Consider the following 14,392-nt stretch of genomic DNA (forward strand, 5'->3'; position numbering starts at 1 on the left):
ACATGACGCGTGTCGTCCGGGCTCGCAAGGCACAGATCGCCAAACCAAAGCTGATCAGCCGACTCGCACTCGGCGATGACGGCACCGTATCCGGCTTCGTATTCGATCCGGCGGCGCCGGCACACCGCTTCACCATCGACATCCTGCTTGACGGCCTGGTGCTGAAGACCGCCTACGCCGATGCATTCGCGCCTGAGTGCTCTGAGATTGATCAAAACAACGCCTGCGCCTTCGCTGTGCGCATTGACATCGATCTGCTCCGTGCCGGGCGCCACCTTTCGGCGCGGCTCGCCAATCTCGGGACTCCCGTCGGCCACCCCATCGACCTTGAGAATGACACGGCGTTTCGAGCCGATCTTCGCCCGACCTGCAAGCTGCGCTGGCTGGGTGGCCTGCATTTTCAGGGCTGGATCGACAGCGAGATCGTCGTCACTCTGGAAGCGATCGTCGACGGAGAATCCGTCGCGCAGGTCCGCGCCACGGCCTGGACGCACATCGGCGGCGATGCCGAGGGAGGGGTCTCCCGCAACGTCCGCGCATTCGATTTCCACGTCCCGCAACGTCTCGCCGACGGAAGAGTCCATCGAATCCTGCTACGGAAAGAGGATGGCGAACAAATTCCGGCAGCAGCCACTTTCGTGGCATTTCCTGACGGCCTCGCCGGAATGATTGACGTCATCGGCGGCCATGCCGCCGAGCGGCTGCGCGGTCAACTTTACGACCGGCTTATTCCAGCCTCGCTGCCGCTGTACGACTACGCCGACTGGCGCGAGCGCTTTCCGTTACCGGAGCCTGAACCAAGTCCGCTTCGGCTGGCCGTCGTGATCGCTGGCAGCTCGGGCACTGAACAGACGCTCGCCAGCCTCGAAGCGCAAAGCCACGAGAACTGGACCGCCGGCGCAATCGACGGTCAGCCGCTGTCGATCGACAGCGACGCTATACCGGAGTTTCTCAGCGACGCCGCGCCCGACGCAGGCCACGTCGTCGTAACCATGGCGGGCGTGTCGCTGGAACGAACCGCTCTTGCACGCATTGCGGCTGCGTTCGGCTCCCATCCTGATGCATTAGCTCTGTACGGTGACCTCGACTTTCTCGCTGACGACGGCCGGCTCTGGCCCCTTGCCTTTCCCGCGTTCGATTACGAGAGATTTCTGGAACAAGGGTATTGCGCCCATCTGTTCGCGGTTCGCCGTGAGGCATTACTTGCGGCCATCGAAGCGGCGCGGCCGAACAATCTCTATCGCCTTTTCAACAGCCTTGTTGATCGAATCGATCCTCGTCAAGCACAGATCCTTCACTTGCCGGGAGCATTGGCGACCATGCCAAGGCTCGATCGAACAACAGCCGGAGCGCTGCTGTCCGCGGCAACCCAGTCGCACCTGCGGACCCGCGGAGTCCATGCAAGCGTGACCCAGCAGACTGGTAACTTCTTTCCTGCGGTTCGAATCAAGCGAACGATTTCCAAACAACGCGTGACGGTGATCATCCCGACGCGCGACCGCCTCTCCCTCCTGCAACAATGCCTTGAAACCATCGCGCCGGCCGTGCAGCGCTGCCGCGCCGACATTCTTGTCGTCGACAACGACAGCGCGAACCCGCAGACGATCGACTTTCTGTCCGGTCTGCCGCGGCGCGGCATTCGAACGTTGCGGATCGAGGGGCCATTCAATTTCGCACGGCTCAACAACCAGGCCGCAGCAACGCTCGACAGCGACATCCTGTGCCTGCTCAACAACGACATCGAAGCGTGTTCCGACGACTGGCTCGAGGAAATGCTCACACGTCTGGACGAACCGGACGTCGGCGCCGTCGGCGCGCTATTAACCTGGCCCGGAGGCGTCATTCAGCACGGCGGCGTGGTGTTGGGCATGAACTTTTCGGTCGCGCACGCCTTCACGGACCGATTTAGCGATGATCCTGGCTTTCTCGATCAGCTCCTTGTGGCGCACGAATGCAGCGCGGTGACCGCGGCTTGCCTTGCAACCCGCCGAAGCGACTATCTCGCCGTCGGAGGAATGGACGAGGCCCGTTTCGCGGTGGCGCTTAACGATGTCGACTATTGCCTTCGGCTGCGCGAGGCCGGCAAGCACGTTGTCTTGACACCGCACGCGAAACTGATCCACGCCGAGTCCGCCAGTCGCGGGAGCGATCATCGCGCCGACCGGCGAGGCCGGTTCGAACACGAACTTAATCTGCTTCGTGCACGCTGGGGTGAACTACTGAACCACGACCCGGCTTACAATCCGCAATTATCACGCGATGGCGTACCCTATAGCGGCCTGGCATGGCCGCCGGGGCAACGAACTCCCCGATACAATCGTCCTCCGGTCGCGCGCGATCTGCCGCTTGGCTTCTGACGCGCCACCGATCTGATATACGAAATCGATCGACAGCACTGCAGGCCTCATTTTCTTGAGCGTGACCTTATCCGAAACCGGCTTCCTTCATGCAAACCGGTATCAAGCCCGAGGACATGCTTCGATCGAGACCGCCGCAGCGCACCCTCGGATCGTGATCATGCTCTCATTGCCAGGACCGCCTGCTCGCCTTGGCCGGCGACAAGGCTGTCGAGTTCTCTCGACAGAGCTTCCTGCCAGGTTGGCGGCGTCAACCCGAAACGATCTTGTAATTGCGACAGGTCGAGCCTTGAATTACCGGGTCGTCTGGCCCTGGTTGGGAAATCGGTTGTCGCGATCGGGATGATCGTTTTCACGGAGAGCTTCATACCTCGCGACTTCAAACCGGTGACGATGGCGCTTGCGAAGCCATGCCAACTGGTCTCGCCCACACAAGCGAGATTGATCACACCGCCGTGGCGCGCGAACAACGCGCTCAGGTTCGACGTATTCGGGTATACGATGCGAGTCACGGCATTGGCGATCGCGTTTGCCGTGGTCGGCGCGCCTATCTGGTCGGCGACAATGCGCAACTCCTCGCGTTCCCCGGCCAGCCGCACGATGGTCCGGAGGAAATTGGCGCCGGTCGCTGCGTAAACCCAGGAGGTGCGTGCAATCAGATGTGGCCCACCTGCCGCGTGGATGGCGAGATCTCCGGCGAGCTTGCTTGCGCCATAGGCCGAGAGCGGGCCCGTGGGACTGTCTTCGCGCCACGGCTTGTCGCCCGAACCATCGAAGACATAGTCGGTCGAGAAATGGATCAACGGCACGCGATGCCTTGCCGACCATTCCGCGATTGCCGCGGGCGCTTTGGCGTTGACGAGAAACGCAAGATCGCGCTCGTCCTCTGCGCGATCCACCGCGGTATAGGCCGCTGGATTGACAATGAGATCTGGCCGAAATGCGTCGAGCGCCCCGGCAAGCGTGTCGGGATTCGACAGATCGAATGCGCTCCGCGACGGCGCGATGACCGTGCCGCTCTTGCCCAGCAACAGCCGAAGCGCCCCGCCGACCTGACCGCCGGTACCCGTCAATAATATCCGCATCAGACTTGCCCATAGAGAGGAAGGTTCTTGACCTCCGCGAGCAGCGGCGCGTCAGCGTCCTTGGCCGACAAGGACGGCGTCTCCACGCCCCAGTCGATGCCGATTGCAGGATCGTTCCAGCGAATCGAGAGTTCGTTCTTCGGACTGTAGAGATCGTCGCATTTATAAAAGAAATCGGCGGTCTCCGAGAGAACGACAAAGCCGTGCGCAAAGCCGCGAGGAACCCAGAGCTGTCGCCTGTTTTCATCGCTCAGCTCAACGGCCACATGGCGGCCGAAATTCGGACTGCCGACGCGGACGTCCACGGCGACATCCAGCACCTTGCCGCGGAGCACCGTCACCAGCTTTCCTTGTGGAAAGGGATTTTGCAGGTGCAACCCGCGCAGCACGCCCCGGGCAGAGCGGGACAGGTTGTCCTGGACGAACGGGCAAGCAACTCCGTGCTCCGAGTAACGGGGAAATTGATACGTCTCGAGAAAAAAGCCGCGCTGGTCCCCAAACAGTCTGGGCTCGATGATAACGGCCTCGGGAACCCCGGTTCGAATAACATTCATTTCAAGCCACTTTGCATTTGTTAACTCATGACGCCTCCGCATTGATAACAAACTTGCACGCTTAACACTATATGTTATGTTATCGACGATAAATGAGAGGGCGCATGAAAGGCATTATTCTTGCCGGGGGGACGGGTTCCCGCCTCTACCCGGTAACGACGGTCGTTTCCAAGCAGCTCCTGCCCGTCTTTGACAAGCCAATGATCTACTACCCGCTGTCGACGCTGATGCTGGGCGGCATTCGCGAGATTCTGATTATTTCGACACCGCAGGACGGGCCGTTGTTTCATCGGCTACTCGGCGACGGCGGCGAAATCGGCATGCGCTTTGCCTACGCGACGCAGGAAACCCCGCGCGGGCTCGCGGACGCCTTTATCGTCGGCCGCGATTTTATCGGGGCAGACTCCGTTGCGCTCGTATTAGGCGACAACATTTTTTATGGCCATGGGTTACCCCAGCTGTTGTCGGCCGCGTCCTCCCGCAACAAGGGCGCCACTGTGTTCGGCTATGTCGTCAACTCCCCTGAACAATACGGGGTCGTCGAACTTGACGGCACCGGGCGGGCGCGTTCGATCGAAGAGAAGCCGAAGCAGCCGAAATCCAACATAGCGGTGACCGGGCTGTATTTTTATGACAACGAGGTCGTGGAGATTGCGGCCGGCATCAAGCCTTCTGCGCGTGGCGAGATCGAGATCACGGACGTCAACAACGCCTATCTTGAGCGCGGCGACCTGTACGTCGAAGTGCTCGGGCGCGGTTTCGCCTGGCTTGATACCGGGACGCATTCCTCGCTGGTCGAAGCCAGCCACTTTGTCCAGATCCTTGAGCAGCGCCAGGGCTTACGCATCGCCTGCCCCGAGGAAATCGCGCTGCGGCAAGGCTACATCTCGCTTCAGGCATTTGAGAGGGCTGCCGAGAAGAACGGGAAAAGCAGTTACGGCGAATATCTGAAATCTGTTGCCCTTTCATACCAATGTTAATTCCGATTTTCGGAGGCGACCGGCTATGCGCTTCAAAGCTTCGACCATTTTTGTCACAGGCGGCGCGGGATTCATCGGCTCGGCGGTGGTTCGTCACCTGTTGACGCATACTCACGCTCGTGTGGTCAACATCGATAAGTGCACCTACGCAGCGAATCTCGACTCATTGCCTGGCACGAACGAGAATCTGAACTATGCCTTCGAGAAGCAGTGCATCTGCGACGGCGTCGGGCTGCGGCATCTTTTCGAGAAATATCGGCCGGACGCCGTCATGAACCTCGCCGCCGAGAGTCATGTCGACCGCTCGATCGATGGCCCCGGCGAGTTTATCCAGACCAACATCGTCGGAACGTTCACTCTGCTGCAGGAATCCTTGCGTCATTGGCGTTCCTTGTCGCACGAGAAGCGAAGGAAATTCCGCTTCCTTCACGTCTCGACCGACGAGGTATTCGGCTCGCTCGGCGACGATGGCTTTTTCACCGAGACCACCGCCTATGCACCGAATTCACCCTATTCAGCCAGCAAGGCATCCTCCGATCATCTGGTGCGCGCCTGGCGCGAAACCTATGAGCTGCCCACGCTGGTCACCAATTGCTCGAACAATTACGGGCCCTATCACTTTCCTGAAAAGCTGATCCCTCACATGATCATCAAGGGCCTTGCCGGCGAGCCGCTGCCCGTCTATGGCGACGGCAAGAACATTCGAGACTGGCTCTATGTCGACGATCACGCGAGGGCGCTCTCACTGACTCTCGAGCACGGCGCGGTCGGCGAAACCTACAACGTCGGCGGGCGTAACGAGCGCACCAACCTGCATGTGGTCGAGAGCATCTGTGACCTGCTCGACGAGATCGCGCCGGGCGCCACCAGGCATCGAAATCTCATCACTTTCGTCGCCGACCGCCCCGGCCACGACCGGCGCTACGCCATCGACGCATCCAAGCTCGAGCGCGAGCTGGGTTGGGTCGCGGAGGAGAACTTCGAAAGTGGGATCGAGAAGACGGTGCGTTGGTATGTCGAGGAACAACCGTGGTGGCGGGCGATCCTGGCGCGAGGCTACGCGGCCAAGCGCGTGGGACTCAGGCAATAGCTTGTCGATGGCTCGCTCGAAAGCTGCCGTCCTGATCGGAAATCGGAGTCCCTAATACATGCGCATCGTGATGATCGGCGCCGGCTATGTCGGCCTGGTATCGGCAGCCTGCTTCGCCGATTTCGGCCATGACGTGACATGCGTCGACAAGGATTCCGAGAAGATCGCAGCACTCAACCAGTACAGGATTCCGATTTTCGAACCCGATCTCGACAAACTCGTCGAGTCCGGCATCAATTCGGGCCGACTGAGATTCGGGGTCGATCTCTCCGACATAGGCGAGGCCGATGCTGTATTTATCGCGGTTGGAACGCCGTCACGGCGCGGCGATGGTCATGCGGATTTGAGTTATGTTCACGCCGCCGCTCGCGAAATCGCTGGCTGCCTCGAGGGTTTTACACTCATTGTCACCAAATCGACGGTCCCTGTCGGAACAGGCGATGAGGTCGAGCGGATCATTCGGGAGACGAATCCTGCGGCTGACTTCGCTGTCGTTGCGAACCCGGAGTTCCTGCGGGAGGGCGCCGCGATCCGCGACTTTCAGCATCCCGATCGCATCGTGGTCGGGACCGAAGACGAGCGCGCCAGGAAAGTGATGGGCCAGATCTACCGCCCGCTTTATCTCAACCAGGCGCCCATCCTCTATACCAGCCGGCGCACCGCCGAATTGATCAAATACGCCGCCAACGCCTTTCTCGCGACCAAGATCACCTTCATCAACGAGATCGCGGATCTTGCGGAACGCGTCGGCGCCAACGTGCAGGACGTCGCGCGAGGCATCGGGCTCGACAATCGCATCGGCGCCAAATTTCTTCATGCCGGACCCGGCTATGGCGGCTCGTGCTTTCCGAAAGACACGCGTGCGTTATCGAAAACCGCGCTCGATTATGGCGTGCAGCTTCGCCTCGTCGAGGCGACCCTGACCGTGAATGAGAGTCGCAAGCGCACAATGTCGCGAAAGGTCGCCGGCGCGCTCAACCATGACATTCGCGGCAAGACCATCGCCGTGCTGGGCCTGACCTTCAAACCAGACACCGATGACATGCGTGAAGCGCCGTCGATCTCGCTGATTGCCGGCCTGCTCGATTTCGGAGCCAAGGTAAGAGCGCACGATCCCGTCGGCATGGAGCAGGCGAAGAAGGAACTTTCCGATATCGAATACTGCGACGACCCCTACGCCTGCGCCCGCGGCGCTGACGCGCTGGTGATCGTGACCGAATGGCGGCAGTTCCGCGCGCTGGACCTGGAGCGGATCAGAACAGATATGGCCAGGCCTGTTATCGTGGATCTGCGAAACATCTACAGGCCGGAAGACGTGCGATCGGCGGGATTTAAATATGAAAGCATTGGTCGACAATAAGGCGACCCCTCCAGGGGGCATCTCCTTGCTGACCCCTTGCATGGCCGCAACCGCCGGCAAGCAACAATTGTTGCCCAGAATGTCTGCAGAGGAAGCGGCTTTGTTCCTGTCATTCGTCAGAAACAGCCGCATCTATGTAGAATTCGGAACCGGCGGAAGCACTGTCGTTGCATCACAGCACGTTCAGAGTTCGATCCTTTCCGTTGATTCGTCCCGGGAATGGCTCGATCAGGTCAGGACCGCATGCGCCTCGAGTCGAACACGGCCAGAACTGATCTTTGTCGATATCGGTCAGACCGGCGAATGGGGCTTTCCAGCCGACGCCTCCACGAAATCGCGCTGGCCGGACTATCATTCTGCAATCTGGAAAATGCCGCATAGCGCGGCTGCGGATCTCTATTTCGTTGACGGTCGCTTCAGGGTCGCGTGCTTCGCGCAGATCGTGTTGCACTGTGGTCCGAATGCGATCATCGGCATTCACGACTTCACGTCACGCCCAAAGTACCATTGCGTCAGGGAGATCGCGCGCGAGATTGCAACAGCTGGCGATATCTCGTTTTTCCGGCCTCTGCCGGAAAAGAAAATTGCAGAGGCCATCCTTGAATCATTTCGTTCCGAACCAGCCTGAATCCATTCCGGTTCGATGAAATCAAAGCCGGGCCTTGGCTTTGTGCGACGCATTTTCTTCGCGTGAACCGGCGTTCACCTCGCTGGAAAGCCAGCGTCTGACTCAACTGCGATGAACCAGACTCCAGCCTTAACTTTCTGATCGAGCATCATCTCATCAGAAAACCGATTTCCACTTCCCGGAATCATGCTCTGGACAGCTTCACCGGTGTTTGCGCCGAAGCCGGCGAATAGAATAGGGCGCTGAACTGATCTACAGCGCGCGCCACACCTGCATCGTGACCTTCAGCGATAGACCTGCTTCTTGAGCTCAGGCAGGAACTTCAAGATCGTCGGATCCTCGACGTCGTTACGGTCGCGAAGCGTAAAGAACTCCATCGCCCGTATGCGCTCGGGATCACCTGCCGCCAACGGCCTCCCCCGCTCCCGCTTCTTCAAAAGCTGCTGTCGAGATTTCGTATAGTAATGATTGATGGCCAGCTTCTTGCGCTTCGGAACCGCGCACCGGCCACCGATCGGGAAAACAGGGGTGCCGTCTTCCTGGACATAACAGCCCAACACCAGCGACTGATGAGGATGAAGATAAGCCACGATCGCATCCGGACGCACGATCGACTTCATCACATAGTGGTCCGGAAAATCATCAGGAGCCCGTCGCGTAAACGACTCGATGCAGAGACCTTGCGGCCTTGCATCGTGACCATTGGAACCGAAATTCAGCCATTGAACCGCGACAGCCGGCGCCTCAGGAACATCGTCCAGAACATCCCTGATGCTGTTGCCCCCGACAGGATAAAGAAACTCGTCGGCGTCGATAAACGCGCACCACTCGGAGTTATTTCGATAGCTGTCGATGGCGTGATGAAAGGCGCGTATCTGCCCGAACTCACCTTTCACATAGTGGTAGGTGATCATGTCCGGCCAGGGAAAGGATTCGATGATCGCTCGCGTTTCATCGGTGCTTTCATTGTCGTATAAATAGAAATGATCAACGCCGACCAGCTTGTGAAGGTGCAGCCACTCAAGCAGGTCGTCCGCTTCGTTCTTGATCGCACAAACAACCGACAATCTGTGCTTCTTTCGGTTCACGCCGGCATGCAGCTTTCTGGTCTCCATCACTCGCAGAAGGCCGGCGAACTCCCGGCGGAGATTCTCGCTCGAGGAAGCAATCGCCAAGGCGGCGAGATAGGTATCTTGCGCCGCTTCGGCAGATCCCATGTTCAAATGAGTTACGGCAAGCCGATGCAGAATACGAGAATCGGACGGCAGCTCTCTCGCGAGACGCGCCAGAATGTCCCGTGCTCTCGCAAAATCGCACGCCTGCATCAGCACCGCAGCTCTTGCGAACTGATACTCGCGGTACCCGCTGAACTGCTCTTCCAGTTCCTTGACCGAGTGCATCAGTTCTTCCGGATTCGGATTGGCAATCCGGCCAGAAAAGAACTCTTTCAATCGTGGCTCGATCTCGTTGGCCGTGAGCGCCCCGACATCAAGGTCCAGGCCGAGCCTCGTCAGTGTCGCAGTTTCTGTTTCCACCCTGTCGCGCTCCAGGCTTGAAAAACCCGACACCGAATTCCCAACTCAGGCGAGACGAACTGATTGCCGAATTGCGATATGATCTTAACAGATCAGAGCAGTGTTCCGAGTTTATGTGTGTGAAACATGTTTTTGATCGTTGTAAGGTCATTTCGTGGAAAATCAACAGATTAGTTAACGGGATCACGGTGCAGTGTTATGGTCGCATGAGGCGAGCTTTCGGAAGAACGGAATCGAATACAGGCAGGAGGCGTTCGCATGTTGAACCGGCGCGCGATTCTCGTCTCGCTGGCGGCAAACCTGGTTCCACCTATCATGCCGCCTTTCGGCCGTGGGGGTTTCGCCGCAACGGCGATAAAAGCCCGGCCTTTGGTGGGAGCAATCCGCTGGGACGCCTGGTACTCGCCGGGCTCGACGCCGACTGAAGCAGTCGAGAAATCGCTATCGCCCGGGAAATATCGCTGGCGAGCGCCATTCTTCGCCAAAAGCTCGTCCCATGATTTGAAGCATCTTTCTTTTCCTCCCATCACGCCGGAGGAAATGGACAAGGAGATACGTCAGGCCGTCTTTGCCGGCCTCGATTACTGGGCCTTCGTTGCTTACGGATCAAACCATCCGATGTCGAAGGCGCTCTACCAATTCAGGGCCAGCGCAGGAAATGACAAACTCAGATATTGTCTGTTTACCGAACTCGACCGGTGGGGATCACGCAATAGGCCGACAACTTTGCCTCAAGAGCATATCGGTCTCTTGGCGGACAGGAATTACCTGCGAGTCTCTGGCGACCGACCTTTGTATTTTCTCGGTTTCATCGCGCCAGCCGCAATAGAACGAAACTGGAAAGGAATTGCGGGTCTGAGGGAGCAGATCGAAAGGTTTAGGAGTAACGCAGCCGAGGCAGGGCTGGCTAGTCCCTACATCGTGCTGGCTGGAGACCAAAATTTCTTGATACGGGAAGCCAAGTATATCGGCGGCGATGCGACCGGATCATACGCACTGACGGTCGGGAACGGTCGGGGATCTTTTGCCGAACTTGCACGATTTGCGGAGCGAGGCTGGAATGCACTCAGTCATGGTCGTCTGCCTGTGGTGCCAACCGTGATGACAGGATGGGATCGACGCCCTCGCATTGAACATCCTGTCCCTTGGGAAACAAAACAGCGGCCGGGAGAAGGTATGGAGAACTTCTTCACAGCGCCGACCAAGAAGGAACTCGCCGATCACCTAGCACGCGCTCTCGGGTGGGTCGCCGCTCGACCACCGGATGAGCAGGCCCCCGCCGTGCTGATCTATGCCTGGAACGAGAACGATGAAGGCGGCTGGCTGATGCCGACATTGCCCTGCCAGACAGACCGTCTCGATGCGCTACGTCAAGTTCTGAAGAAGGCAGCCACGCCGAGCCGCAAGCCTGAACTCTGCTAGAGCATGATCCCGACCCGAAGGGCCGCGTCAGCGCAAAGTGGAAACCGGTTTTCGGAAAAGATCATGCTCAAATAAAAGATAAGCGATGAGTCTGATTCAACGCGGTTGAAACAGGCTCTAAAGCATTTTCCAAGCGAAGTTGATACCGTTTCGCTTGAAAAGACTACAGCTTGGACGGATTCGATCCGGAATCATCATGATCGGAGATCATCGCCACTTGAGCGGCATCGTCCATTGGTTCCAGTCCACGGTCCGGTGGTCAGGATGGTAGGGCGCATAGAGCTGCTTCAACCAATAACTGAAATTCGGATGAAGCTTGATGAAATTATAGAAGGCATCTCCGAAATTTATAGGGCTCAGGCAAACTCTGTTGATCGGTCGTTGAGCTATCGCATTTATGCAATACGATGACATGCAAGCTCTCGTTTCGCGTTCGGCCACGTTGCTCAAGCTTCGAAAACTATTCGTCGAATGGAGCCGGTACATATAGCGATCCGATTCGACATATCGGGGCTCGACCACTGTTATGGCGCGCAGCGCGAACTCCCAGTCATGGCAGTATTTCAGATCCGACAGCAACCCGATCTTCCGTAGCAGGTCCCGGCTCAACACGAAGTTTCCGGTAGAGGCCGCGATCTGTGAATCCAGAAACGTCCAGGACAACGGAGAACCCGTTATTCTGGCGCGATCGACGGCGTACCGAAGGCTTATTGGGAATTGATGGGTCGTTATCGGCTTGCCTCGTTCATCGATCGGTTCAACGGCGGAAAAACCAAAAAAAAGTTTCTCACTGTCATACTGGCTCGCGAATATCTGAATGCGATCCTTCGAAAATGCATCGTCGGAATTCAGAAAGAAGATCATTTCCCCGTTCGCAAGCGACAACGCCCTGTTCCAAGTGCAGTGCGCCCCGAGATTGAGAGGGTTCTGTAAAAGCGAGCAGGACGCGAAACGTTTGGCAAAAGATCGCCTTTTGAGGAGCCGCCGCGCGATTTCAAAGCTTTTGTCAGGCGAATGATCGTCAACGACAATGAGTTCGACATCCGGGAAGGTCTGTCGATAAACAGTCTCGAGGCATTCCTCGATGTATGATTCATGCTTGTAGCAGGCAATGACGACGCTAGCCAACATGTGCAAGTTTCTCAACGTCGAACGATGATCGAGTGGCTCGACTTGACGAGTGCACAGCTTCCCTCGCCTACCTCCAGAACCGCAATCTGGTACTCTCCGTCGGACATATCACTTATCAAAAAGGACAGCTGGAATCCGAAATAGCAATCCCTGCTTTTCGCTCTCATATACTCCTTGACGTCAACGCGCTCATGCCAGTCCACGATCAGGCAGTATCCGTTTCGATCCTGCTTTTCGGAGTCCCTGGCGAGAAGGACGAGGAAGGCTGTCCGGTGTTTTCCTGCCTCGAAGGCACCGCCCGCACAGACCCATCCTCGCACGAGCACGATCGATCGCGGGTCCACCACCACACGTTCGCTGGTTTGAGAATTGATGTTCTCGATGACGAGCAGCGATTCCGCCGGATTTTCCGACGCGCCCTCGGCCTCAACCGGAATCCCGCTTCGCGTATGCTGCAGGCCGGAATAGATCATCTCCGATCGATGGATGTTAGCGAGCAATTGAACATGGGTGCTCGCTTCCTTCACCGCCTGCTCGAGCTCTTGCCGACTCAGGCAGTCGAGCAAATCCGGATTCGAACGGACCTGGGCCGAGATCGGCTCGGACGATGCCACCCTTCTCACCGCCTCAAGAAATGCCCGACCGTACCTCGAGTCCGGTTCGAGATGAGCTCCTTCGGCCCATTCGTTCCAGGAATTGATGAAAACAATCGGCTCCGCAAACGGCTCCCTCCTCGCCCGCCCTGCGGCATCCCGCAACCATACCTCGAACGCCTCCGGACTCGATCTATTGAAGATATGTCCGCGAGAACCTTTGCGGGGCGTATTGTCCCAGCGCGGCATGACGGCCGGAAAGCAGGGAAAATCGTAGGTTTTGCCCAGAGACGAGCGCACGGCATCGACATAATCGTAAATCTTTCCCGTGAAGGTCGCCGGCGCACCCAGCTCGGACAGCGGCTGCTCCATCGTCGAGACGGTATGCGGAGGAAATTCCACTGCCGCATCGCAGTTCACGTCGCGCGGATCGAATTCTCCGAACGTCATGGCGTTGCAGATCAGAATCTCGCCGATCCCTAATTCATTTGCCCTTGCGCGCCATATTTCAAACAGCCTCTGTCTGTCCGGCAACAGCGAGGGTCGATAGATCAGGATGATCTTGCGACCATCTACCGTGATGTAGCGGTCATCGAGCAAAAGCTGCGCCATATCGTCGATAAAGCGGACGTCATCTTCCAACACGTGATTCTGTCCGAGCAAAAGCTCGGCATCCGAACCGTCCCAGCGGCGCGACCAGTTCTCGTTCGCCCAGCAAATGCAGAACGGCAGGTCCGGCTCTCCATCCTCCAGAAGAAGCTCCAGTGGTCTTTCGAGAAGCCTGCGACCCTGGAACCAGTAAACATAGTAGCAGAAGCCATGGATGCCGTAGCGGCGAGCCAACTCGGCCTGTTGCCGACGGGTCTCCGTCAATCTCACGTCATAAAAGCCGAGGTCTGCCGGCAGCCAGGGAGATTGATGTTCAGGGAATTGAGGACGCATACGTGAGATATTGGTCCATTCGGTGAATCCGGGTCCCCACCATCTGTCGTTCTCCTCGAACGAGTGAAACTGCGGGAGGTAGAAGCAAACATGACGCACCTGCTTGCCGGCTGGATCCGGATCAGGCGCGATGGGCCCGTTATTGTTCGGAATCAGCAGATCAGTATAATCGGAAGGTGAAAATCCAAGCGCGACGACCAGCTCATCGGGTGCGATAGCGTCAAAGAGCGGGATCTCAAAAAAATCTCCATCATCCAGGCGAACGCGAAGATAGATCTGTGTCTGCTCCGGGTCCGCCAATATGTTTCTGAGCGCGCGAGCCAGGCGTCGGCGCGCGACAGGATTCGCCAGATCGATTCGAAATCCGGGGCGGCCGATCGCCATTCCCGACCCGATTCCGGCAGGAGCCGCACGATCCGTTCTCGTCTCCTCGATCGCGTGGGACCCAACAAAGAGAGAAAGAGCAACAGATGCTGCCGGCGAGCGGGTATCGACGATCCAACCGGAAATTTCCCGGCCGGAATGCTCCAGTATCGCGCCGCGAAGGCGCGCGCCCGACTCCAGATCGCCGAGATCAGGATCCAGGAACGAGCTTTGAAGATTTTCCTCGTGTGGAATGGGACTGGCGACGGGTTGCGCATCCTTCGCATTCCTCACATCGCGCTCCGCAATCTTGTTCATCGCACCCGGGTCTCCTGACAGCCCTGAACTGTTA

Annotated in this window: 11 protein-coding genes; 6 read left to right on the forward strand and 5 right to left on the reverse strand. The window is 58.0% G+C overall.

Features of this window, described 5'->3' with window-relative positions; all coding sequences use genetic code 11:
* Positions 1-2 precede the first annotated feature (2 nt).
* On the forward strand, positions 3-2,357 hold the full coding sequence (locus NB311A_RS10155; protein WP_040674870.1) for a glycosyltransferase: 2,355 nt from the start codon (positions 3-5) through the stop codon (positions 2,355-2,357).
* A gap of 158 nt (positions 2,358-2,515) precedes the next feature.
* Here the strand turns inward: NB311A_RS10155 and rfbD are convergent, their stop codons facing one another.
* Together rfbD and rfbC are read right to left on the reverse strand one after the other, a co-directional pair.
* Positions 2,516-3,442: a dTDP-4-dehydrorhamnose reductase gene (rfbD, locus tag NB311A_RS10160; protein WP_009798445.1), complete on the reverse strand. Its 927-nt coding sequence runs from the start codon at positions 3,440-3,442 to the stop codon at positions 2,516-2,518.
* The gene (rfbC, locus tag NB311A_RS10165) at positions 3,442-3,996 is read right to left on the reverse strand and encodes a dTDP-4-dehydrorhamnose 3,5-epimerase (protein WP_009798446.1); all 555 of its coding nucleotides are present in this window, start codon (positions 3,994-3,996) and stop codon (positions 3,442-3,444) included. The genes rfbD and rfbC overlap by 1 nt, the downstream gene beginning before the upstream one ends.
* 104 nt (positions 3,997-4,100) lie before the next feature.
* Between rfbC and rfbA the strand changes: the two genes are divergently transcribed.
* The 4 genes from rfbA to NB311A_RS10185 are packed head-to-tail and all read left to right on the forward strand — an operon-like array spanning position 4,101 to position 8,054.
* The gene (gene rfbA, locus NB311A_RS10170) at positions 4,101-4,976 is read left to right on the forward strand and encodes a glucose-1-phosphate thymidylyltransferase RfbA (protein ID WP_009798447.1); all 876 of its coding nucleotides are present in this window, start codon (positions 4,101-4,103) and stop codon (positions 4,974-4,976) included.
* A gap of 25 nt (positions 4,977-5,001) precedes the next feature.
* The gene (gene rfbB / locus NB311A_RS10175; protein ID WP_009798448.1) at positions 5,002-6,066 is read left to right on the forward strand and encodes a dTDP-glucose 4,6-dehydratase; all 1,065 of its coding nucleotides are present in this window, start codon (positions 5,002-5,004) and stop codon (positions 6,064-6,066) included.
* A 58-nt stretch (positions 6,067-6,124) separates the two neighbouring features.
* The gene (locus tag NB311A_RS10180) at positions 6,125-7,426 is read left to right on the forward strand and encodes a UDP-glucose/GDP-mannose dehydrogenase family protein (protein ID WP_009798449.1); all 1,302 of its coding nucleotides are present in this window, start codon (positions 6,125-6,127) and stop codon (positions 7,424-7,426) included.
* On the forward strand, positions 7,404-8,054 hold the full coding sequence (locus tag NB311A_RS10185) for a hypothetical protein (RefSeq protein WP_040674709.1): 651 nt from the start codon (positions 7,404-7,406) through the stop codon (positions 8,052-8,054). The genes NB311A_RS10180 and NB311A_RS10185 overlap by 23 nt, the downstream gene beginning before the upstream one ends.
* Positions 8,055-8,338: 284 nt before the next feature.
* Here the strand turns inward: NB311A_RS10185 and NB311A_RS10190 are convergent, their stop codons facing one another.
* Positions 8,339-9,589, reverse strand: a complete 1,251-nt coding sequence (locus tag NB311A_RS10190; protein WP_009798451.1) for a glycosyltransferase family 92 protein — start codon at positions 9,587-9,589, stop codon at positions 8,339-8,341.
* Between the two features lie 258 nt (positions 9,590-9,847).
* On the opposite strand from NB311A_RS10190, the gene NB311A_RS10195 reads away from it, so the two are divergent.
* On the forward strand, positions 9,848-11,011 hold the full coding sequence (locus NB311A_RS10195) for a hypothetical protein (RefSeq protein ID WP_009798452.1): 1,164 nt from the start codon (positions 9,848-9,850) through the stop codon (positions 11,009-11,011).
* 207 nt (positions 11,012-11,218) lie between these two features.
* Here NB311A_RS10195 and NB311A_RS10200 read toward each other — a convergent pair whose 3' ends face one another.
* Positions 11,219-12,142, reverse strand: a complete 924-nt coding sequence (locus NB311A_RS10200) for a glycosyltransferase family 2 protein (protein WP_009798453.1) — start codon at positions 12,140-12,142, stop codon at positions 11,219-11,221.
* 11 nt (positions 12,143-12,153) lie between these two features.
* The gene (locus tag NB311A_RS10205) at positions 12,154-14,358 is read right to left on the reverse strand and encodes a glycoside hydrolase family 99-like domain-containing protein (protein WP_009798454.1); all 2,205 of its coding nucleotides are present in this window, start codon (positions 14,356-14,358) and stop codon (positions 12,154-12,156) included.
* Between the last annotated feature and the right edge of the window lie 34 nt (positions 14,359-14,392).

The sequence above is a fragment of the Nitrobacter sp. Nb-311A genome (assembly GCF_000152905.1).
Taxonomy (GTDB): domain Bacteria; phylum Pseudomonadota; class Alphaproteobacteria; order Rhizobiales; family Xanthobacteraceae; genus Nitrobacter.